Source organism: Phytohabitans sp. LZ39 (genome assembly GCF_059359075.1).
On sequence record NZ_JCADBM010000023.1, the window covers coordinates 40210 to 61758 of the forward strand.

General features: G+C 68.0%; 15 protein-coding genes and 2 pseudogenes. 6 read left to right on the forward strand and 11 right to left on the reverse strand.

Going from position 1 to position 21549, the window contains the following annotated elements:
* Window positions 1-42: 42 nt before the first annotated feature.
* The 3 genes from AC5L36_RS34680 (at window position 43) to AC5L36_RS34690 (ending at window position 3630) form a co-directional block, all read left to right on the forward strand.
* Window positions 43-1557, forward strand: a complete 1515-nt coding sequence (locus AC5L36_RS34680; protein WP_441222857.1) for an RNA-directed DNA polymerase — start codon at window positions 43-45, stop codon at window positions 1555-1557.
* A gap of 10 nt (window positions 1558-1567) precedes the next feature.
* Window positions 1568-2098 (forward strand): hypothetical protein, encoded by a 531-nt coding sequence (locus tag AC5L36_RS34685; protein WP_441222858.1) that lies wholly within the window; start codon window positions 1568-1570, stop codon window positions 2096-2098.
* 218 nt (window positions 2099-2316) lie between these two features.
* The gene (locus AC5L36_RS34690; protein ID WP_441222859.1) at window positions 2317-3630 is read left to right on the forward strand and encodes a hypothetical protein; all 1314 of its coding nucleotides are present in this window, start codon (window positions 2317-2319) and stop codon (window positions 3628-3630) included.
* A 30-nt stretch (window positions 3631-3660) separates the two neighbouring features.
* Here the strand turns inward: AC5L36_RS34690 and AC5L36_RS34695 are convergent, their stop codons facing one another.
* A complete protein-coding gene (locus tag AC5L36_RS34695) occupies window positions 3661-4998 on the reverse strand; it encodes a hypothetical protein (RefSeq protein WP_441222860.1) in 1338 nt (445 codons plus the stop codon).
* Between the two features lie 593 nt (window positions 4999-5591).
* On the opposite strand from AC5L36_RS34695, the gene AC5L36_RS34700 reads away from it, so the two are divergent.
* On the forward strand, window positions 5592-5801 hold the full coding sequence (locus AC5L36_RS34700) for a hypothetical protein (protein WP_441222861.1): 210 nt from the start codon (window positions 5592-5594) through the stop codon (window positions 5799-5801).
* A gap of 107 nt (window positions 5802-5908) precedes the next feature.
* On the opposite strand, the gene AC5L36_RS34705 is transcribed toward AC5L36_RS34700, so the two are convergent.
* From AC5L36_RS34705 to AC5L36_RS34715, 3 genes are all read right to left on the reverse strand, one after another.
* Entirely contained in the window at window positions 5909-6043 is a 135-nt protein-coding gene (locus AC5L36_RS34705; RefSeq protein WP_441222862.1) for a P27 family phage terminase small subunit, read from the reverse strand.
* On the reverse strand, window positions 6036-6215 hold the full coding sequence (locus AC5L36_RS34710; protein ID WP_441222863.1) for a P27 family phage terminase small subunit: 180 nt from the start codon (window positions 6213-6215) through the stop codon (window positions 6036-6038). The genes AC5L36_RS34705 and AC5L36_RS34710 overlap by 8 nt, the downstream gene beginning before the upstream one ends.
* A 1049-nt stretch (window positions 6216-7264) precedes the next feature.
* The gene (locus AC5L36_RS34715) at window positions 7265-7432 is read right to left on the reverse strand and encodes a hypothetical protein (RefSeq protein ID WP_441222864.1); all 168 of its coding nucleotides are present in this window, start codon (window positions 7430-7432) and stop codon (window positions 7265-7267) included.
* 65 nt (window positions 7433-7497) lie between these two features.
* On the opposite strand from AC5L36_RS34715, the gene AC5L36_RS34720 reads away from it, so the two are divergent.
* Window positions 7498-7671, forward strand: a complete 174-nt coding sequence (locus AC5L36_RS34720) for a DUF433 domain-containing protein (protein ID WP_441222865.1) — start codon at window positions 7498-7500, stop codon at window positions 7669-7671.
* Here the strand turns inward: AC5L36_RS34720 and AC5L36_RS34725 are convergent.
* Entirely contained in the window at window positions 7668-8150 is a 483-nt protein-coding gene (locus tag AC5L36_RS34725; RefSeq protein WP_441222866.1) for a WD40 repeat domain-containing protein, read from the reverse strand. The two genes, AC5L36_RS34720 and AC5L36_RS34725, sit on opposite strands and share 4 nt — an antisense overlap.
* A 521-nt stretch (window positions 8151-8671) precedes the next feature.
* On the opposite strand from AC5L36_RS34725, the pseudogene AC5L36_RS34730 reads away from it, so the two are divergent.
* A pseudogene (locus AC5L36_RS34730) lies at window positions 8672-9215 on the forward strand (IS701 family transposase); the annotation flags it as partial.
* A gap of 2 nt (window positions 9216-9217) precedes the next feature.
* Here AC5L36_RS34730 and AC5L36_RS34735 read toward each other — a convergent pair.
* From AC5L36_RS34735 to AC5L36_RS34760, 6 genes and pseudogenes are all read right to left on the reverse strand, one after another.
* Window positions 9218-9324 (reverse strand): annotated as a pseudogene (locus tag AC5L36_RS34735) (IS5/IS1182 family transposase); the annotation flags it as partial.
* Between the two features lie 27 nt (window positions 9325-9351).
* A complete protein-coding gene (locus tag AC5L36_RS34740) occupies window positions 9352-12153 on the reverse strand; it encodes an AfsR/SARP family transcriptional regulator (protein ID WP_441222867.1) in 2802 nt (933 codons plus the stop codon).
* Between the two features lie 115 nt (window positions 12154-12268).
* Window positions 12269-18280: an RHS repeat domain-containing protein gene (locus tag AC5L36_RS34745; protein ID WP_441222868.1), complete on the reverse strand. Its 6012-nt coding sequence runs from the start codon at window positions 18278-18280 to the stop codon at window positions 12269-12271.
* 555 nt (window positions 18281-18835) lie between these two features.
* A complete protein-coding gene (locus AC5L36_RS34750) occupies window positions 18836-19165 on the reverse strand; it encodes a VOC family protein (protein WP_441222869.1) in 330 nt (109 codons plus the stop codon).
* Between the two features lie 538 nt (window positions 19166-19703).
* A complete protein-coding gene (locus tag AC5L36_RS34755; protein ID WP_441222870.1) occupies window positions 19704-20138 on the reverse strand; it encodes a GNAT family N-acetyltransferase in 435 nt (144 codons plus the stop codon).
* 56 nt (window positions 20139-20194) lie between these two features.
* Complete coding sequence (locus tag AC5L36_RS34760) at window positions 20195-21496, reverse strand: aspartyl protease family protein (RefSeq protein WP_441222871.1); 1302 nt, start codon at window positions 21494-21496, stop codon at window positions 20195-20197.
* Between the last annotated feature and the right edge of the window lie 53 nt (window positions 21497-21549).

The following is a 21549-nucleotide window of genomic DNA, read 5'->3' on the forward strand; positions in this document are numbered from 1 at the left end:
GTCTGTAGGTGTAGAGCAGCGTGTTGCTGGTAGACCGGAGCGGTGAATGTCGACCCTGCCCTCCTGTCGGACCTCGACCTCACTGGGGCCCTGGATCGAGAGATCGACAAGCCTCCTCGGATGCTGCCGCCCAACCTGGCGATGCAAGCCTTGTCCACGCGGCGCGTAAGGGCGGCCGAATGGGTTCAGAAGGTGGTTGGCAGCAGCCGGTTCGCGTCTTCACCCGAGGAAACGGTCGCCGCGAGCAAGATCAACCACGGTGTGCGGCCGGTAGCTGTTTGGGACGTACCGACCCGGGTGTTGTACGGTGCGCTGGCGTTACGCCTGGGACAGGCGCTGCCGCCAGTTGATCGCGGGCGGGCGCAGTGGACGGCTTTCAAACGAGCACCACTGGATCACGAGGGCGCATACATCGTCGCCACAGATATCGCGTCCTGCTATCAGTACCTTGACCACACCCTCCTCATGGACGAGTTGCTCGTGCAGGTCGGCGACCACGCCGCCGTCAGCCTGCTCGGCGAGCTACTTTCCGCTACGCAGGGCCGGACGTATGGCCTGCCGCAGCAATCGACGGCGAGCGACATGCTTGCCGAGGTCATTCTGGCCCGCCTAGAGCGTGTGTTGGTACGTCGAGGCATCCAGGTTGGACGGTACAACGACGACTTCCGATTCACCTGCCGGTCCTGGTCCGACACGGTCCGCGCGATCGAGATCTTCGTCGAGGAGACGCGGCGCCTCGGCTTAACGATGAACGACCTGAAGACGATCACCTGGAGACGCTCGACATACCGGAAGTCCCTTGACGAGGCCGACGACCTCCGCAACCAGATCGCGGCCGAAGCCCAGTACGACCTAACGCTCGTCGAGCACGACCCGTACGGCGACGTCGCCGCTTTGACGCCACCCAACCCCAGCGATGTCGACCGAGAGGCGGCGGCACGGATCGTGGAACGTTGGGCCAAAGTCGCCGGTCGCAGCCAGATCGCACCCAGACGCGCGAAGGAGCACCGGGCGCTGCTGGACCTGATGTCCTCGGCCTTAACGACCTTGGAAACCGAGCCAAGTACAAGCCCGGAAGTGTTGCGGTGCCTCATGCAAATGCTGCGCTTCGCCCGCCAAATGACACCAGCCGTCTGCCGGTACCTGACGGGACGCACAGATCCCGACCCGGTAGTCACGGCCTTCGATAGGCTGCTGGCGTCCAGGGCCTATCTCAACGGCTGGCAGGCGTGGTGGCTACAAAAGGCAATCGCCTGCCGGCCAGAGTTCGGTACAGGTGGCGGCGCCGAGCGGCGACTTCGGTGGGTCCGCGAATCGCTCAACGCTCAGCATGAGGCCCCGACACAGCGCGCATATGCCGCACTCACCTTGGCCCGCCACGGGCAGTTCGCCGCTGACCAACTGCTCGGCCTGTATGACCGGATGGGAGCCATAGCTCGTCCATCGCTGGTCGCCGGCCTCGCTCTGACAAATCCGCCTGGCAACATCCGCAAGGCGGTCACCCAGGACAACCCACTACACCAGTGGGTTTATGACTGGGCGCCCACCGGTGCCTAGCACTGCCGGCATGACGAGCCTGGGCGAGGCAGCACTCGGTCAGCTCGCCATCCGCCTCGCCGACTGGCGCACACTGCGATCGCCCATGGGATCGGTCCACAACCGCCACGGTCGTCACCTCCGAGACGCAGACGTCGTCCGGCACGGCAACGCGCTGACGGACCTTGTCGCAGTGGTGGAGTCCTTTACCGTCGCCCGTCTGCTGAACCTGCGACCAGCCGTGTCCCACGACCAAGTCATGAGGTGGGCCGACCGCGTCAAGATGTGGAGGCAGCACGGTGGAGTCGACCTGAGCAGCTACCAGCATTGGCAAGCATTTCTCGGGTTCGTCGAGGTGCGCAACGCCTTGTCGCACGGGCTTGGTCGGCTTACCGACCGCCAGTTAGGTAAGTTCCGGAACGAGGTGCTGGGTCAGATAGCAGCCGCAGGGGTTCGACTTGATGGTGACCTGGTGCTGCCCATACCTGATGACGTGAGCCGCTGCGGCGAGATCGGCGGCGACTTCGTCCGATTTTTGGACCTCGCGGCGCCCAGCACGTGACAGACGCCTCTAGCCAGCAACCGAGGGCCCACGCACCGTCCGTCCAGCTCGGATGAGCGGCCATTGCGCGATCGCCTAGGCATCGTGGTGGCCTGCTAGAGCCAGGGCGGGTCGCACCACATCCGCATGCCGATGTTGCGACACGAGCCGACCACAACCCCCTGATCCGCTCCGCCGGCATATCCTGACCGGTTCGCCACTTCCCGGAAGGCATCAGGATGGACATCAAGTCGCTCGACGAGCTGCGCCAGGTCGATCAACGCACCCTTCACTTCACACCCATGGGTCTGGGCGTCGGCGTGCAGATGCGTCCGGATGACGCCGCACAGTTTCAGCAGCAGGTGGTCGCGCAGTTCGAGCTCGCTCCCGCGGTTGCCGAGGGAACCCGCAAGAGCTTCCAGGACCTTCGAACGGTATTCGCCTACGGCGTGCTGTGCTACGAGATCTTCACCCTGGTCGGCGACCACGCCCTGCTGGTGATCGAGCAGGCGCTACGCGACCGGTTTATCGACTACCACGACGGTACGGTCACCTTCGTCGACCCCGACGGCGTCGACCACCGGGTCACCGCTCAGCGGTACGAGCAGGTATCCGAGTTCAGTTCAAGGCATCGGAACTGGCAGCTGCGCGTCACCGACGGCCTCATGATGCGGTTCAACGGCACGCTTGCCGGCCTACGTGAGTGGGCTCGCCATGTCGGGCTGCTGCGCGGCCAGCGCAACCGCGGCATCGAGCAGGCCCTGTCCAACCTGCGCAACTTCGTCGCACACCCGAACGGCTACCACCTCGGCGGCCCCGTCGAGGCGGCCGGCACGCTCAGCGACCTCGCCGAGATCATCAACCACCTGTGGGGTATGCCCACCCCAGGAGGGCGGCTTTACCCGGCCCCCATCCGGCGCGAGGTCATCGTGATGGCGTGGAACGATGCGGGCACCGATATGAATACAGCGCTTGCGAAGGATCTGCCGCACGCGGTGGACCCCGACGACCAAACGTGGCGGTGCGTCATTCTGCGCGCCGTCTTCCGCCCCGACCACCGCGTCGCCGACCCCGGTCTACACGAATACGACGCCCGGTTCGAAGTAGCCCACTTCCCAACGGACCTGCTGTGGGGGCCGGGATCCATTACCGAAGCCGCCGCCTGGTTCGCTGAGCACCACCCAGATCCGGACGACTGTGACTATCTGGACCGGACCTTCGTCGTGCGCCACACCGGCAGCGACCTTTACCTACCGATGCGGCCGTCGGTGGCCGCCAACGTACCGGACGCCGATCGCTCCGGCCAGTGGTACGCCGTCAAAGCCGATCACCCCAACGACGCCTACCACCACGTCCGCAACCTCGTGACCAGCGCCGGCTGCGATCGACGGGGGCCGTGCCGAGGCTGTCACGCCGAGACCCTCCACGTCGGCACGCACCAGCAGGTGTTCGCGCACATCATCAACGACGGGACGGCTCCGCCTCCGCCGCCGGATGTCACCACGCCATGGGCTCATCCGCGATTCCGCCGGGTCGACCCGGTAGAGGTATGAACTGCCGTCGCTAGGACCTACACCTCCCGATCAGAACGAGTATGGCGAAGCGCCACGCCCCGAGTTGCGGGCTTCGTGCTCGCCAATCGGTGTCTTCATGGCCAGGACGACCTCGTTTGCGGTAGACAGCTCCCTGATGATCTCAAGGACAGCCTCTGTGGCCGAACGTGTCGTGCCGGCGAACCCTCGCCGCACGAGCTCGACGAACGGCTCCCGGGGAAGGTATCGCACGTTCGCATAGGTGATCTCGAACCCGGTACGAGGACCGGTGCGCAGAGAGCCGTCGGCCATCGCGAGGCTCAGGTAATCCGCTGGAACGTACATTCCTTTGAGGACGAATCGGTCGCCAGCGGTGAAGTCCTCCGCCCTGACGAATTTGAACCAGAACGGGCTGCTGGCCAGCCGCCAGTCGGCAGAGTTCACCGGTTCCTGCGGCCCGAGGTTCATCCGCCCCAACTGCTGGCGCAGATCCTCGCGGTTGGTGTAGGCCCACCGTGCTGTCTCCGGTCCACCTGGTCTCCGGCTCAGCCGTTTGTACTGCACCAGGGTGAAGATCTGCGCCAATTCGTCCCAGTAGACAAGATCGACGCCGAGGACCTGCTCCAACGGCTTGCGGTTGACGTTCATCACGGTCAACGCGAACCGGTCACTGGTGAACCTGGCCACACTCGCGCTGCGCAACCTCAGCACGCTGCGCGGGTCGAAGCGTCGCAGATCTTCGGCTAGAAGGTCGTCCTCACTGTCGATCACGAATAGCGGGTTGAACGTCGCCCCGAACGGTGCCGTGACGTCCACCGGAGCGGTGGAAGGCAGCAGCAGACCCTCGGGTGCGGACATGTCGGCGATGTCGATCGCCAGCGACACCGCATCGCGTTCCTCACGCAGGCGGGCGCCTCGATCGCCGCCGATAGGTGTGCCTGACTCGACCAACGCATCGAGCCATCGGGCGGTGGCCGGGGACAGTCCCCGAAGGACCGCCACGACGGCGGCGCCAAGCTGAGGGCTGAGGCGGGTTGGTGCCAGTGGGTTGGGCGCACGGTTACCGAAGTCAAGTCGCCGCTGCATGGCTACCGGTAGCCGCTTCTGGACGTGGTCAAATGGCACCGGATCGATGTGCAGCAGCGGCGTGATCAGGCTGCGGTCCTTGCCGGTCGCGATCTGTTGCGAGCTACGTGCGACACCGACCACGCGCACCGAGGGCGGTTCCGTTTGGTCGGCCGCAGCCCAGGACAGTCCGAGCACTAGAGAGCCCGGAGCGGGCCGGTGCGAGCGATAGAACACGTCGGTGATCCGATCCGGGCGCCGGCGTTCACCATCGTCGAGAACAGTGTCGTCGACGGACCACAACACCACATCACGCCCGGCCATGCACCAAGCCTGCCAGCGCGACGCCACCCTCGGGGCCGACGCAGCAACAGCGGGTCCACAACGGATCGCATTGCTGGTGCCATTCCCGCCAACCTCGGTTCCGAAAGATCAACCCGTCTTGCGCCCGTCGCTCGAGCCGCCTTTCACCGGCTTGGTCTATGCTCGTGGCCGCCCGCGGTGTCGGGCCCGACGGAGGCATTCGGTGAGGTCGTTCGAACATCGACGAGATCATCCGATCCGAACATTGCCGGAGCAGCAGCAGCCGTGCGCGTCGCGAACAACACCGCGACCCGCATCCCCTCCGCGCGCACCCACGCTGGCTCGACATCGAGTTTGTGGTTCGTGGAAAGCGGGCGGGTGGCGCGACCACCACCCTCTGAACCGAATGGGTCGCGATTGCGGGGCTACGTGCGCCGGCACACCGGCAGTTCATCCAGGACCGGCAGCCTGTCAGCTCACTGGCGGCCGCGCCGGCCCTCGGTCCCGGCCACGGTAGATATCACAGTGCAACTTCGGCGGCCCGGGGCCTCGCAGGCGTTTCTTACGGTGTGGGGGTGACGACGCGAGCATGGACTACTGAACGCGCAGCCCCTGTGGCACGCGAGATAGCCGTCGGGGTCGCGGCGAATCTAATCGCGGCAGCGATCGTCTACTTGGCCGCCGTGCTCTTTGGCTACCTGAGGGGCAACGGGTTCGCGCTTGGCGTCGCGATCGGGTTAGTCGGTACAGGTCCGATGATGTTCCTTTTCTACCGCTTCGCCGGTTACCTCGATAAGGTGGTCGGCCGCGCGCTGAAGCGCTAGAGCCTCCCGCGTCGCACCTTCCGCGCACCTTGTTGCACGCCCTGTGTTGGACGCCGCGCCCACTGTGAAACCGACCCGCCGAACGGCCAAGCGGACGCGGCGAGCGCCTATCCCGATCCGGTGAGCAGGCCGCCGCCGGGCTGGCGGTGTCCGTCGCCGCCGGCCAGCTGGGCCCGGTCGCTGGGCGTCATGCCGAACCGGGCCGCCCACCGCTGCAGCTGGGCGTCGGCGTGGTTAAGCACGACCAGCCACGGGGTTGCGCGTCTTGCGGTGCCCGGTCAGCTCGCCGTTCTTGCCGAACACCTCTAGTTCGACGACCTCGCCCTCCTTGGCGACCGCGGCGGCCGCGCGCCGGCGGCGGGCGGCCTCGTCGCACGTGACCGCGAACGCCTCGACATCCCAGGCGGTCAGCACGCCCTGTGGATCAGGTCGGGCGGGTACTCGTCCCAGATCTCCACCGCCTGGTCGTCGAGCCACGCCGGCGGCTCGACGCCGGTCGCGCTTGGCACAGGCTCGGCGTCGTTGACCCGATCGGCCGTGTACCGCGCACCAACTTCAGCGCGGTCGGCGCCGGGTGCGGTCCTCGCCTGCCCATCGCAGCGCCTCCTACTCCCTGCGGCCGTGCTGGATTCGCGCTCGCCGACGACCACTTCGTCTCCCGCAAGCTCTACCCGACCGTAGACTTCTGCGCCGCCTGATCTACAGGGCCGAGATCGTCGACCAGTGCGCGTACCTGATGAGGGCACCTTCTATCTCCAGCGGAGGCCCTGCATGTATTTCACCGGCAACGGCTTTACGCGACAGATGTGAACTAACGCACATCACCAAAGCGACGTATGCCACACCAGGCCGCGACGACATCCCGGTAATCCACAAGAACTTGTGGTTGTCCACGTGTTGTCCACAGGTTCGTGGAAACGGCCCGATTCTTCGTGTGCAGGGTGGGCCGGGATGTGTGGTTTAAGGTGTCCCGCAGGACATCGAGCGAACTTACCTCGGAGTCGGGTGGTGACCACAAACCCCGCCTCCTCCGCGCGGGGAGGCGAGCGCCCTCCCCCCGATGAAGAGGTGGTTCTATGGATGTGCCTGGCGGATCTTCGGATCCGAGCAAAAACCCGCCGTTCACCAACCGGTGGAGGAAGGCGGGCGATGCCAGCGTCTTGGTACTCAAGATCCTTGCTGGTTGCGTGACGCTGTTCGGGGCGCTCGCGTCCTGGTACGGCTGCGGGCCCGCCTAAGAAGACGGGCCCGAGCGGGAGAGTCCCTCGCCTCATGGATCCGACACCGGGGGCGGGGGGCCTCTTCACTGCCGGCTAACAGGTCATCCGCAGATGCATCAGCCATGCTGCGGAGCAGTTTTGCATATGCGCAAACTTTTACGCACTTGATCCCAGCGTTTGGCGTTGTATCCCACAGCCTAGGACCGTCCGCGCCAATGCGCTGATCAAGGCCGTGACCTGCAGCTAATCCTTCGCCAGGTCTTCCCACTCGACGCCGAGTTGGGCCGGCTTGTTCGTGATCACGTACAAGGGCCGGCGGCTGGTGAGCCGGTCGCGGCTCTTGCCGGCGAACAGCTCGGCCGTCTGGTCCTCGTGGATCAGGATCAGTACTCCTGGTCTTTGGTGCGCCACCCCTCGATCACGGCCACGACCTCGACGTTAGGCCCTCTCCGCGGTCGGTGGAGGGTGATGGCGCCATGGCGGCTGACATCTCGATCGACCCGCAGGTCACGGGTGGCGTGCCGTGCGTCGCCGGTACCCGCATTCCAGTGGCAACGGTCATCGGCCTGCTGGGGCAGGGCATGAGCATCGAGCAGTCATCGTTAGGGCTGGGCAGGTATCGCTGGTGTTGCGTCGGGCGTGGGTGTTAGCCCGACAATTTGGGACCGATGTTGATTATGGAGCAGCCGCTGGCGATGAAGATGGAACCACCTGCGGACGCGGTCACCTGGTTGACGATGTCGACGACGTCGATGGCGGTGCTGGTCCCTGTTGCGGGATCGAACAGGCGGACGGTGGCGTCGGTGCTGCCGGTGACCACGAGGGCGCGGCCATCCGCTTGTCCGATCGCTACCGTGTGGACCTCGGCGGTGTGCCCGGTGAGCTGCCGCACCACGCGGCCGGTGGTTGGCTCGACGATGCGGGCCACGCCGTCTGTGCCGCCAAGCACGACGACGTCTTGCCCGAGGAGGTGTCCGGTGGTCACCCCCAACGACCGGAAGGCCAGCTCGGATACGTCCGGGATCCGTTTGCCGGTCAGGGCCTCAAAGATGCGTGTGCGGCCGTCGTAGTGCACCGCGACGAGGAAGTCGACGCCCCGCGCCCGGCCGAGGGCAATCGTGTCGGCCATCAACGCCCGGACCTGGGACTACGCAATACCAGCGGCATGGATTGCCGGCGAGAAACCTGGACGGAAGCTCCTCACGCTCCGAAACGGGAGAAACCTCACCTCTACGGACTTTTAATCCTTAGGCGTGCGCCACTGATATCGATACCCATCTCTGCATTTTGGGCTTGACCTGCCGCTCTTCAGCCTACTGGCGGGACGCAGCGTCCCATGTGGACACGAGCGGCTCGTAGGTGCCTCGTCTGTTCGAGATGCGGCGTAGGGCATTGGCTCCGCCCGGCTCGGGTTGGTCCGAATGGGCGACGACGGATCCAGGATGACGAGCTCGATGTGCATAGCCGGACGGCCAGCCTGGGCGCGGCGCCCCTACAGGCCGGTGCCGTCACTAGTACTCCAGCCGCACTTCCGCTTTGACGTCTTGCCTGGTCAGCAAGCCGTCTTGGGGCAGCCTGTGGCCCGGTCGGGGGTAGCGACCGTCCTATATAGACTGTCGCATCGTGTCGGTCGATGCGGTGCCCGAGTGGATGTCGGCGTTCGATGATCTCATGGCAGTGGTGGCGCCGCGTTTCGGTCGGGTGGAGCCACGTCGACAGGCGCGTAGTTACCTGCTCGGGCTGCTGTCGCCGCTGGCGGACAAGAACGGCTGGACTCTGGCCGAGGCGGCCGGTGACCGGACTCCGGACAAGATGCAGCGTCTGCTCAACGCGGCCCGCTGGGACGCCGACGCGGTCCGCGACGACCTCCGCGGCTATGTCGCCGAGCAGATGGGCGACCGGGACGGGGTCCTCATCGTCGATGAGACCGGCTTTCCTGAAGAAGGGTGTCAAGTCCGCCGGGGTGCAGCGGCAGTACTCCGGCACCGCCGGGAGGGTCGAGAACTGCCAGCTCGGGGTGTTTCTTTCGTATGCCAGCCCACGTGGGCGGGTGCTGCTGGACCGGGAGCTGTACCTGCCTCGCGCCTGGTGCGATGACCTGGCCCGCCGGCCGGAGGCTGGCATCGGCGGCGAGGTCCGCTTCGCGACCAAGCCGGTGCTGGGGTTGCGGATGCTGGCCCGCGCGATCGAGGCCGGCCGGCGGCGGACCGGCGCCAGGGCAGCAGTGGGCCGAGGGTGTCGATGACCCGGTGGGCGGCGGAGTGCGAGGTACCGAACATTGGCCCGATCCTCGCCAAAGCCAACCGTCAAATCACTTCAGACACGCCACACTAGGTGGCCTGTGGGTTGGCAGCGCCGAGTTTGGCGCGGACGTGGTCGGCATCGGGGTGGTGGAGTTGGTCGAGGATGTCGAGGGCCTGTTGCCAGGCTTGGCGGGCCGCGTCTTGGTTGCCGACGGTGTGGTAGGTGTCGCCGAGACTGTTGAGGGTGGAGGCTTGGCCGTTGCGCCAGCCGCTGTGCCGTTGCCGCCGCAGGGCTTGGTGGAAGCAGTCGATCGCCTGCTGGTGGTGGCCGAGGCGGTCGTGGGCGTGGGCGAGGGTGTTCCAGGTGGCGGCGTCGTCGTAGCGGTGGCCGATCTTGCGGTGTAGGGCGAGTGCCTGCTGGCAGCAGGTGATGGCCTTCTGATGGTGGCCGAGCTGGATGAGGTACCAGCCGATGTTGTTTAGAGCTCGGGCCTGTCCGGCGCTGTTGCCGGCGGCCAGGTAGAGGTCGAGGGCCTGCTGGGTGTGGTCGAGCGCTTCCTGGTGGTGTCCCTGCTGGCCGGCCATCATGCCCGCGCTGATATGGGTGTAGGCATGTCCGGTGCGGTGGCCGAGTTCGGTGTAGAGCCGGTGGGCCTGCCGGTGGTGGGCGTGCGCGAGGTCGTGTAGGCCTAGTTGGGCGTGGGCCCGGCCGAGGTAGACGTGGGCGTGGGCCTGGCCGGGGAGGTGGGCCACTCGGCGCGCGGCGTCAAGGCCGGCCTGTTGGGTCGTGATCCACTCGTGCCAGTGCCCTTGCCGGTCGAGGAAGGGGGTGAGGGTCCAGGCAAGCTGCCAGGCGTAGCTGTCGGATCCAGAACCCGCGGCCTGGTCCACAGTGGCCAGTAGGACCGCGCGTTCGGCGGTGAACCACGCCAGCGCCTGCCGGTAGTCGGCAAGGACTTCGGGCACGACGCCGCGCCGCGGCGGCACCAGGGTGATCCGGTCGCGGTGTTCGTCCAGCATCCGGTCGGCGGCGTACGCGCTGTGCAGGTAGTGGTCGAGCATCCGGTGGATGGCGGCCTGTCGCCCGTCCTCGGGCTCGTGGGCACGGGCGAGATCCGCGGCGTAGGCCCGTAGCAGGTCGTGGAATTTGTACCGGCCCGGGAGGTGCTCGGTAAGCAGGTGCGCACGGGTCAGCTCGGCCAGCCGCGGCCGCAGCTCGGTCAGGGACAGCCCGGCGAGGCTCGCCGCGGCGGGCGCGGAGATGTCCGGACCGGGGTGCAGGCCGAGCAGGCGGAACAGCTGGCCGGCGCCGGCGGTGAGGGTGCGGAAGGACCAGGACAGGACGGTCCGCACGTCGCTGCCCGGGTCGTCGCCGGTGAGCGAGTTCCACCGGTCTCGGGCGTCGGCGAGTTCCGCGGCGAGTGTCGCGAGGGGGAAGCGTGGGTGGGTGGCGGCGCGGGCGGCCACGATGGTCAGGGCCAGGGGAAGCCGGGCGGTGCGGGTGATGATCTCGTCGACGGCGCCCGGCTCGCCGGCGACCCGGTCGAAGCCGATCCGGCGGGCCAGCAGCTCGTGTGCCTCTTCTCGGGGCAGCAGGTCGAGGCCGAGGGGGTGGGCGCCGTCGGCGGCGACCAAGCCGGACAGGTCGTTGCGGCTGGTGACCAGCACCAGGCAGCCGGGAGCGCCGGGCAGCAGCGGACGGACCTGCGTGGAGTCGTGGGCATTGTCCAGGACGACCAGCATCCGCCGGCCGGACAGCAGGCTTCGGTAGAGGGCGGCCTGCGCGTCCAGGCCGACCGGTATCCGCTGCGGCGGTGTCCCCAAGGCGTTCAGGAACCCGTGCAGGGCCTCGGCCGAGGTCATGATGGTACCGGCGGGGTCGAAGCCGCGGAGGTTGACGTACAGCTGCCCGTCCGGAAAGTCCGCGGCGACCCGGTGCGCCAGGTGCAGGGCGAGCGTGGTCTTGCCCACGCCGGCCGTGCCACCGATGACAAAGATCGTCACTCCGCCGTCGGTGTCTAGCAACCCGCTCAGCTCTTTGATCTGGGCGGCCCGGCCTACGAAGTGCGGGACCGCCGTGGGTAGCTGCCGGGCGGTCACCCAGGCATTGGCGGGTGCGGTCGTGGCTGCCACGGTCGGGACCGTGGTGAGCGATGGGTCGTCGGCGAGCAGTCGCTGGTGCAGGTCCCGCAGCTCGTGGCTGGGCTCGATGCCCAGCTGATCGGTCCAGAACCTCCACAGCCGCTGGTAGGCGGCGAGCGCGTCGACGCGGCGTCCGACCCGGTACAGCGCAAGCATCAGCAGCCGCCAGGACGCCTCGCGGTACGGCTCGTCCGCGGTCAGCTCCTCCAGGTGTACCAGCGCGTCCGCGGGCCGGCCGACGGCGAGCAGCGCGTCGGCCAGCGCCTCCCGGGCGACCACCCGCTGCTGGTCCAGCCGGCGGGCGGCCTCCAGCAACACCGGCTGTGTCCGGGCGTCGGCCAGCGCCGGCCCGTGCCACAGCGCGATCGCCTCGGTCAGCGCGCGGGTCGCCCGGCGCGGATCTCCCTCGCGTGCCGCGTCGGTTCCCAGGGCGAGCAGCTGTCCGAACCGCTGGTGGTCCAGCTCGTCGTCGCTCGCGGCCAGCAGGTAGCCGGACGGCACGGTGCGCAGCCGGTCCGCGTGGTGGCCGAGCAGGCCCCGCAGCCGCCAGACGTAGTGCGCCAGGAGGCGGCCGGCGGAGGGCGGGCCGCTGCCGTCCCATAGCGTCTCGACGAGCCACACCCGCTCCAGTAACTGCCCCGGGTGCAGCAGAAGGATCGCCAGGAGCTCCCGCTGCTTGCCGGCGGGCACGGACATCCAGGTGTGACCGTCCCAGACCCCTACCGGGCCGAGCACCCGCCATCTCATCCGTACAGCTTGGCGTAAGGCGCTGGGGTGCGCTCCAGATCGACGTGCGTCACCGGCCTATTCGGACAGCGGACAACGAGGGGGCGGGCCGGTAGGCCCGCCCCCTCTCACCCGGTCACGGCCACTCGAACGGACTCTCGAACCCGATGTCAGGCAGCTCCGGGAAGGAGATTTCGGTGGGGAGGACTTGGTCGATGAACTGGTCGACGGTGTCGCCGATGATGCCTTCTGCGCAGCCGACCAAATCGCCGTGGCATTGCATCACGAAGCGTTCGAGCCCATAGTCGAGGATCCGGCTGGCCAGCGGAGGCGGGCGGCCGAACGAGTGCGCCCGGGTGTACCCGAAACTGACACCGCCGCCGGACTTACTGGTGGACACCCCGGGCATCCAGACGAAGATGCCGCTGGGCACCAGGCCGTCGCCACTTTGCATCAGGCTCACACACATGGTGCCGGACAGGTGGTTCACGGTGGCGTTCGCGCACGTGCCGTACCCCCTGAGGTCATCGAGCGTGTGCGCGTTCGTGATCAGGGTCGTGGCTTCTCCGCTCGGCCCCGTGCTGCCGATCATGTCGCCCACGTCGAGCAGCACGCCCCACTCGTCCTCGAGGACGACGAGACACCCGTTGGCGTACAGGGCGGACTCCTTCTTGGGGCCTGCGGTCCCGCCGAGACAGACGCCACGCCCGCTGAACTCGTTGTTCATTACGTCGTCGATGGCCTTGTCGATCGCGTCCGCGGTCGCCTCGGACAACGAAGGGCTTTCGGCCTTCTGGCTGATGCTGATGCCCTTCTTCACCTTCTTCGCGACCTTGGCCTTCGCGGCACCCTTGGTGGGCTTCTTCTTTTTCTTCTTGGTGGGTGTGAAGCTGTCGCCGCAGTCCGGGGTGTCGCACGCGTCCAATCCGGACGGGTCGGAGAGCGACACCGGGTTGTTCAGGCCGTACGCGTATGGGTTGAGGGTCTGTGGTGTCTCTGGCCGGAAGACCGGGTCGGCCGAGATGAACCGCCCGATGGCGGGGTCGTAGTAGCGGGCGTTGAGGTAGGCCAGCCTGGTGGAGGTGTCCTCGAACTGGCCGACGAAGCCGCGGTCGGTCCGGGCCGTGCCGGTGGCCGACCGTTCCTTGCCGTAGGGCAGGTACGTGCGTACGCGGCTCGGTGTGGTCGCGCCGGTAGGCACGGCGAGTTGCACCGAACCCTGGTTCTCGGTGGCCAGGTACTCCACGCCGGTCGCGCCGCGCGTGGCGACCAGCGAGTCGCCGAAGGTGTAGGAACGTGTGGCGGTGACGCCGGAGCCGGTCGCGGTTATCTCGTGGCCCTCGATGTAGAGGGTGCGGCCGCCCGCGCTCTGGCGCAGCACCCGCTGGCCGTCGGCGTCGTAGACGAACGACGAGCCGCCGCCGGGGCCGGTGACGCTTGCCAGTTGCCGTTCCGCGGTCCAGCTGAACGTTTCGGCCTGCGCGTTGACGGTGCGGGTGGCTAGCTCGCCGCTGGCGTTCCACGTGTAGAGGGAACTCCCCACGGCGGTCGGGGCGTGCGGGTGGGCGGTGCCGGCGGCCGGGTAGGTGTAGTTCGTCGTCGTGCCGCCCTCGACCCGTGCGGTGAGGTTTCCGTCGACGCCGTACTGGTACCTGTGGTCGTACGGCGCCGCGCCCGTGCCCGGGGCGCCGGTGGCGCAGGTACCCGTCGTGGTGTAGGCGCGCACCAGGCGGCGCAGGTCGTCGTGGCCGTAGCACTCGCGCCACGATTGGCCGTTCAACGTGGTGTCCCGCTGGACGACGTCGCCGGTGGTGTCGTTGTAGGTAAAGCGGATGTCTTGCAGCAGCGTGCTTCCACCGCCTGCGGCCTGGCGCGCGAGTCGCTGGTCGCTGTTGTACTCGAACGTGCGCGAGAACGGGACGGTCCGCGATCCGGAGAGGATCCAGACCGGTCGGGTCCGGTCGTCGTAGGCGGCACCCCAGACGTACTCGGCGTCGCCGGTCAGCGTCTCCGGCAATCCGACCGTGTTGAAGGAGGTGGTGACGGTCTCGGCGGGCAGGCCACCAACGGCCGGGTAGGTGATCCGGGTGCGGTGGTCGGCGGCGTCGTAGCCGTAGCTGAGCGTGTACGAGCCGGACAGCCCGGTGGCTCCGGTCGGTACGACCCAGGTGTGGCCGGTCGGCCGTTCCCGGTCGTCGTAGCCGGCGACGTCCAGCACCCAGGTGCCCGTCGGGTCGAACCGGGTCGACCGGTCCAGCAGGCCGGTCTCGCCCGCCCGGTCGTAGGCCCAGCTGGCCAGCAGCGTCCCGGTGACGGAGTCGCGGCGCTTCTCCACGACACGGTTCAGGGGGTCGTAGATGGTGTGCAGCTGTAAGCCGGTCGGGCTGGTCGTCCGGGTCTGGTTTCCCGCCAGGTCGTAGCCGAACGTCCAGTTGCCGGTGTCCGGATCGGATGTGGCGACGCGGCGCCCGGCCATGTCGTAGGTGTCGGTGATCGTGTTGTTGGCCGGGTCGCGCACCGACACAAGGTGGTCGGCGCTGTCATAGCCGTAGGTGGTGGCGCGCCACGTGGAGCCGTCGAGCTCCTCGACCCGGACCGGCCGGGCGTAGGCGTCGAAGACCGTGCGGGTCACGCCGCCCGCCGGCGGGTGCGGCGTCTTCTTCATGGAGTCGTGGGCATACTCGATCGCGGTCGAGCTGCGGTATGCGCCGCCGACCCGGTTGATCTCCCACACCGGCCGGCGCAGCTCGTCGTAGGCGGTCTGAACGTCGTTGGCCCAGCCGCCGGCCGGCGCGGCGAGGAGGCCGGCGCCGGCGACGCCCGTGACAGCTTGCGGCGCCGAGGCGAAGGCCACCAGGCCTCGGTCGTCGTACGTGGTGGCGCGGACGATGACCTTGCCGGCCTCGGGGGAGAGGCGCTGGGTCTGGCGTTCGCGGAGCTGGCTGTCGTAGACGGCCCACGAGTCGACGTACCGCGGCGACCCGCCCACGCTGTCCTGGAGCGCGCTGGTGCGCACGACCGGCAGGCGCTGCCGGTCCGGGTCGATGTCGTATCCGAAGTGGAACGTCGCCGGCGCGCCGGAGCCCTGCTCGGTCGGCCGGCGCACGTCGACCGTCCGGCCCAGCGAGTCGTACACGTAGGTGGTCCGCCGGCCGCGGGCGTCGGTCTCTGTCGCGGCCGCCTGCATCGGCCTGTTCCAGTCCGTGCGTGCGACGTGTCCTAGATGGTTGGTGACCGTGATGACGGCCGGGTACCGCACGGGTGGGCTGTAGGCGGTGGTCACGTGGTGCCCGTTGGCGTCGGTGACCCGGGTCGGCCGGCCCAGCGCGTCCACTGTGGTCTGAGTGACGGACCAGGTCGTGGCGTCGACCTTGGTGCGCTCGGTGGTGCGGTTGCCCTTGGTGGGCGCCTGCCCGACGGTACCGCCGTCGTAGGCGTACTCGCTGCGCGCGACCTCGGCCCCCGTACAGGTTCCGTTGGCGTAGCGGGTCGTCGACGACGGGTGGTCCAGCAGCCACGCGTCGGCGTTGACGACCGGCTCCATGCGGGTGCAGCGCTCGTCACCGGCGACCGCGGTCCAGCCGTGCTCGATGATGCGGTCCGGCGTGCCCAGCAACCCGTTGACGACGACCTGGATCCGGCGCCGGGCATAGCCGCCGTCGGCCTGGCGCAGCCGCTCCACGGTGTCGTTGGGCACCACGAACCACGCGTCGTCCAGCGGATCGGGGCCGAGCGCGTCGACGGTACGCGCGGTGTGGTGGCCGTGGATGACGGCCGACTCGACAGTGCCGTCCGAGCGCAGGTTGAGCTCCTCCAGGGCCCGACCGGCCAGCCAGTTCTCGTCGGCGACGTTGGTCACCGTACCGTCCATACTGGACACCGTGGCGACGCGAGAGCCGGGCCCGGGGAAGGCGTCGCCGGCCAGCCGGTCGCGATGCATCCCTCGGAAGACGCGTAGCCGCCGGGTCGACGTGCCCTGGGTCAGCTTCACGTCCTGGTATCCGCGCCACTCCGACCAGCTCTGCACGCTGTTGGGCGAGAACTCGTCGCGGTCGTGATGCCAGGCGCCGTTGGGCAGCCCGGCCTGCACCTGGTCGCCGTAGAGATAGTTCGTGGCGACGGTCGGCGACCCGCCGATCGGGTCACGCGCTTCGACCCGGGTCACCACGTACTTGTGGAAGACCGCGAAGCCCGCGGCCGCGCCCTCCGGCGCGTGCCAGTGCGGGAAACAGTTACGGGTGTTCAGATCCCAGTTCGGTGTGCTGGGAATCGGGTCCGGACACGGATGCGGCCGGCCGTAGGTGACCGCGACCTGTCCGCCGAACTCGTTGACGACCGCGCCTACCCGGTAGTGCGGCATCGCCGAGAGTGCGCCGCCCGCGGTGTCCACCCGGTTGGCGAGCAGGACAGGGAAGAAGATGACCGCCGGCAGCGCGATGTCCTCGCCGTACCGGCCGATGCGTTGCACGGAAAGCAGGTAGAGCTTCTCGTCGCCGGAACGGTTGAGGTCCGGGTCGGGGAAGGAGTGCGAGAGCCGGAACCAGTCCACCTCGACCATCGTGCCGCCGTCGTCGACGTGCGCCGTCGCCTCGGTGTAGCGCAGCGCGGTGAAGAACGTCGGTGTGTGCTGGCCGCACACGGCGGTGAAGCACATCAGGTCGACCGGCGTGTCCGGGTAATTCGCGGCCGTCGCGGGCGTAGGCGCCGCGCAACCCTCCAGGGCACGGCAGCGGTAGTCGGTGTCGAAGTGCACCTCGGCCGAGGGCTCCGTCTCCACCCGACGCTTGCCGTACTTGATGACCCGCAGCACACCGGACCGCACGTACTCGACGTGCTCGAAGCCGGGCCAGCCGTTGAGCGCCGAATAATGGTTGATCTCCTTCGTGTACTCGTACTGCTGCACGTTGTCGTTGGGGTCGATGACGAGGTCGAGATTCCACCGCCACGCCTGGGTACACCACGCCACGGGGGTTGCCGTGGCACACGGCTCGCCGGCGTCGTCGCCGAAGACCGGCACCGTCCACACGGAGTTCGTCTCGACGCCGACGTCGGGGTTCTCGCCGAGGCCGAAGAAGTACCGCACGCCGTCGGGTGTGGTGACCACCCAGTGCTCGCCGTCGTTGTCGCCGTTGTCCGCCCCGGTCCGCCACTCCACCCGCCAGCGCGGGTCGCTCCGGAGCCGCCACTGTTTCGGGTTCGAGTTGGGGACGGGGACGAGCTCCGAGGTGCGGCCCTGGAGCGCGATCGTGGCGTTCTCCGAGCGCCAGCAGAGGTCCGCGGTCGCTTGGCCGTCGTCCAGGCAGGAGTTATAGCGCCGCTCGATGAACGAGTTGGCGAAGTCGCTCCAGCCCAGCCCCACCGGGCCGCTCTGTGTGTTACGCCCGGACACCATTCCGTCGACGGCGCCGGAGGAGTAGCCGAGCCCGACCTGCGGCGTCGGCCCAGCCGGCGACTCGGCCAGGGGGAAGTCGTATCGATACGTGAACTCGCCCGACCCGGCCCCGACCTGCCAGTCGCCGGACAACGCCAGCGGAGTGGCCTTGAACGACCCCTCCTCGCCCTCCGCGCCCGCCATCACGGCGAACGTTGCCGGCGCGCCCACCGCGACGCGGGCGGTCAGCCGTTTGGCCTTGCGGTCGTTCGTGGCCGGCACGGTGTCGCCGCCGTCCAGCGCGACAAGTTTGAGGCGGTCGGCGTAACCCGCCCCGAAGCGCTCCGCAAAGTCCGAGTAGTCGATGGATACCTTCGCGTCTCCCGCGTTTCCGCCCTTTGCGGACATCCGGAAAGCGAAGCCGCTCAGGCCCGGCCGCTCGGGCAGCACCTCGACGCGTACCGTCGGCTCCAGCGCGGAACGCGTCGACGCGCTCACCGTGATCGGCCCTACCTGGACCGGCTTCCCGGTGAGGGTCACGTCCTTGGCCACCGGCCGCGGCAGCGCGGTCGCCTTCGCTCCGGGCGCGGGCTCACTGCGGGCCAGCGGCGCGGGCTCCACCGGCCGGAAAGGCGGGGACGTGGGCGCGGGGCCGCGCTTGGCGGCCGTGGACCAGTCAAGCTTCGCGCTCGCGCCGCCGTCCGGCGCGGGCACAACCCGTGCTGAGGCCGGCACCGCCGGCCCTTGCAACAGAACCACCGTCAAGCCAGCGGCCATGAGGGATCTCCACATTCTCCCCATACTGAGGAGAGTCGATCTACTCCCGTTCTACCGCCGATGTAGTCCCGGTCGGATTCGTGTGCCGTGGGCATAGCGGTCAGGCGGGATGGGACGGCTGGGTGCGGCCCACCGCGGGAGATGGACGGCGCCGGCGGACACGCCGGTGGCCCGCGCCCGGACGCGGCCCGCGTTCCGGCGCGCCTGCGCAAGCGCGGCCCGCAGGTGGGTGCGGCAGGTGCCCGGCCAGGACGAGCTTATTGCGGTTAGTTCGTCAGCTATCGATGTCGACCGGCGCCGGACTGTCCAGCATCGCGCGCCTCGTCGCTGTCGGCGCGAGCCCCGGCAAGCGGGCTGAAACGTCTACCAGCCGGGTTCGCGGAGCACGATCCGGCGCAGGTAGTCCTGCTCAACCTGCCGCTGCCGCGGTGTTCATGCAGGTGTAGGCCATGATCTGCTGGAACCGGCGTAGGCGTTGCCAAGCGATCGCGTTGGACGGTCTGCGATGGCGTCTGCTGCACAGGGGACGGGCGTCGCTTGAGCTGCGCCGACTGATCACGGAGGCGGGGAAGCCGGCACGTCGCTATCGCGCAAATGGGACACGGTCGTGTCGAGGTCCTCGACAGCGAGGCAGAAATGGTGCAGACGCTCCGGATCCATGTTCGCAAAGACGTTGTCGGGCCGTGCCTCACGTCGATTAGACGCGCCTGCCAACAGCTCGATCTTGACGTCGCCGCTGATAATGAAGGCGAACGTCGTGCCGTGGGAATCGAACCGCTGGTCAAGGACGAAACCGAGCTTGCTCGCGTACCACTGAATGGTGGCATCAAGGTCCTCAGGCCTCACGGCGATGCCGACATCGTCGTGGGAGAAAGTAACGCTCATGCGGACGAGACTTCTCGGCGGTCGAGCCGGCAACCAGAGACGGACCGACGGCAGGACCGGTGGTACCACCTTCGCCACGGTGGTCAGCGCACCACGTCGATCGCCACGCACGCGGCGCCCCACATCCAGATGAGCCCCGCCGTGCGGTAGCAGATCTCCGCGCGGCCACCGCCTCCCGTGGCACACCGTCGACGTGCCGAGGAACGTGCCGGTGCGAGCCCTGGCCCGCTTCGCCCGTGGCGGTGGTGTAACGCGTGACGGCGGACGGCCGCTCTCATGGTGGCGGGTTTGGCCACCCGCTGTAGGCCGGGGCGGGGGCCCGTCCCCCTAGAGCGGTTGCCATGTCCGCCCCGGCCGCCACTAGATCAGGCGCCACGACGCCACTCTGTTCGCCGGCCGGTCCGTGCCGGCGGACCCGAATGTCACCGAGAGTAGACGGCCGCCGCGGACTCCAGCTGAGACCCGAGGCGAAACCCGGAGATCCCTGCGGCTGAGCCGGTCGATCCGCTCCTCGAGGTCTCTGCGGCGTACCGATCCATCAGATAAACCCTAGGCGTTTGGTCATGGCGAGCTGGGTCTTCACCGCTTCGTAGCCGCGCGAGAGGTAGAAGTCATGCGCTTCTTTCCGTTCCGCTCCGGATCGTAGATAGATTGTCCGGACGCCGCGTTGCGCCGTCCATTTTTCGATCGCGGAAAGGAGAGCCGATCCTACGCCCCGCCCTTGGGCATACGGCGCGACCGCCAGGCCGGCGATCTCGGCCCTCGGTCCGACAATCAGGCTATGGCTGATCAGAACATGGATCCAGCCGGTGCCCTCGGACCCGGACTCCGCCACGTACACGGCGTGGGCCTCGGGAAGCGCCTGCGGACGCGTATGAACCTCTTGGGAGCTGACCTCATATCCCATCGCGGCGACGAGGGTCCGCAAGGTTTCGACGTCGTCCGGTCCTGCCGGGCGGATCCTGAAATTCACGGTGAGCGCTCCAACTGACTTCATCGGGCCGGGCAGCGCCCGTGTACTTGCGGCGGTCAGGTGGCCGCGCCGCGGGCGATGTAGAGGTTCATGTCGGTGAAGTCGAGGGTGATGGTGTAGGGCTTGAAGAAGCTGTGCGGGAAATGGCCCAGCCCGTCGAACCCGAGGGGGTTGGTCGACCCTCGTTTGTTCGCGTAGGAGTAGGCGTCCTTGGCGACGGCGACGCCGAGGCGGATCTCCTTCGGGTAGCAGGGGTAGACGTCGGCTGGGTGGCTGTGGGCAAAGGTCTCGATAGGGCGGTCGTAGTCGATGCGTACCCGCAACTGCTTGGCCGTTTCCTCGGACATGCCCGCGGCGATCTCGCCCTCTCCACCGAAGTTCACGCCCACCACCCGAGGGCCGGAGCCGTCGATACTGCCCCTGCTGTGGAGGCTCGCGCCCTCGCGGCCCAGCCACAGCGGCAAGGGCTCCACGCCGGCCCGGTTGGCGTCGGCGCGTGCCTTCGCGGCAGTTTCGGGGGTCTTGCGTCGCAAGATCAGCCATCGGCCCGCGTAATCGAAGGTGGTCAGAAAATGATGAAAGACCCACGTGCCGATCATGCCGTCGTGGTCATGTTCATCCAACGAGACAGTGTCCGACTCCGACCACTCCACGGGGATGTTGCGCAGTTCGATGCCGCCCAGCTTGAACGACTCCAGCACCCCGAAGTGCATCCACATCTTGCCGTTCATGAACTCGATCTCCTGGCTGTAGACCGAGGTCAGTCCCGCTTCCTTGGCTACCTGCGAGGACAAGCCCAGCCACGGGGAACCGGTGTAGAACGTGAAGCGCTTCGTCGGTCCGCCGTTGACCGAGGCCTCAACCAGCGGAGACGGGTCCATCCTGAGCCACTTCAGCCGCGTGAGGTCGCCGTGGATCTCATACGCCTCGCCTTGGACCGCCGCGAACCAGGCGGCGTAGGCTTCGTCGCCGGCTGCTCGCCAGCATGGTACGGAGAGGTCAAATTTGTCTTGCCGGGTGTAGCAGTCGGCCAGGAACTGGTTGGTTTGCCTGTCGGCGGGCGCCAGTTCGAGGGCCATCATGAGATACCTCTCGGCCTCGGCGAACCGGTTGACCAGTAGCGCCACAAGGCCGCGCCGCCGGGCCGCGTGCAGGTTCGTGGGGTCTTTTCTCAAGATCTGCTCGTAGGCGCGGCCGGCCTGCTCGAACTTCCCTGCCTTGAACAGTGCGTCCGCGTCGGTCGTGTCGGCTAGCGCTGCGGCCGCCCCGCCCACCAGCGGTGCGGCTACAGCGGCGCCGGTCAGCACCGCGGCTCCCCGCAACAGCGAACGCCTGTCCCATCCTCCGTCATCAGCCACGCCTCCACTGAAGACGGAAGACTGTTGCCACGACGTATGCGATTTCTGATACG

What these genes read in the sequence shown, in the direction of transcription:
- AC5L36_RS34725 (WP_441222866.1), bottom strand. Translation starts at nt 8,150, where the DNA reads ATGGCCGACACGATTGCCCTCGGCCGGGCGCGGGGCGTCGACTTCCTC.
- AC5L36_RS34720 (WP_441222865.1), top strand. Translation starts at nt 7,498, where the DNA reads ATGGCGGCTGACATCTCGATCGACCCGCAGGTCACGGGTGGCGTGCCG.
- AC5L36_RS34750 (WP_441222869.1), bottom strand. Translation starts at nt 19,165, where the DNA reads ATGAGCGTTACTTTCTCCCACGACGATGTCGGCATCGCCGTGAGGCCT.
- AC5L36_RS34685 (WP_441222858.1), top strand. Translation starts at nt 1,568, where the DNA reads ATGACGAGCCTGGGCGAGGCAGCACTCGGTCAGCTCGCCATCCGCCTC.
- AC5L36_RS34695 (WP_441222860.1), bottom strand. Translation starts at nt 4,998, where the DNA reads ATGGCCGGGCGTGATGTGGTGTTGTGGTCCGTCGACGACACTGTTCTC.
- AC5L36_RS34690 (WP_441222859.1), top strand. Translation starts at nt 2,317, where the DNA reads ATGGACATCAAGTCGCTCGACGAGCTGCGCCAGGTCGATCAACGCACC.
- AC5L36_RS34740 (WP_441222867.1), bottom strand. Translation starts at nt 12,153, where the DNA reads ATGAGATGGCGGGTGCTCGGCCCGGTAGGGGTCTGGGACGGTCACACC.
- AC5L36_RS34745 (WP_441222868.1), bottom strand. Translation starts at nt 18,280, where the DNA reads ATGGCCGCTGGCTTGACGGTGGTTCTGTTGCAAGGGCCGGCGGTGCCG.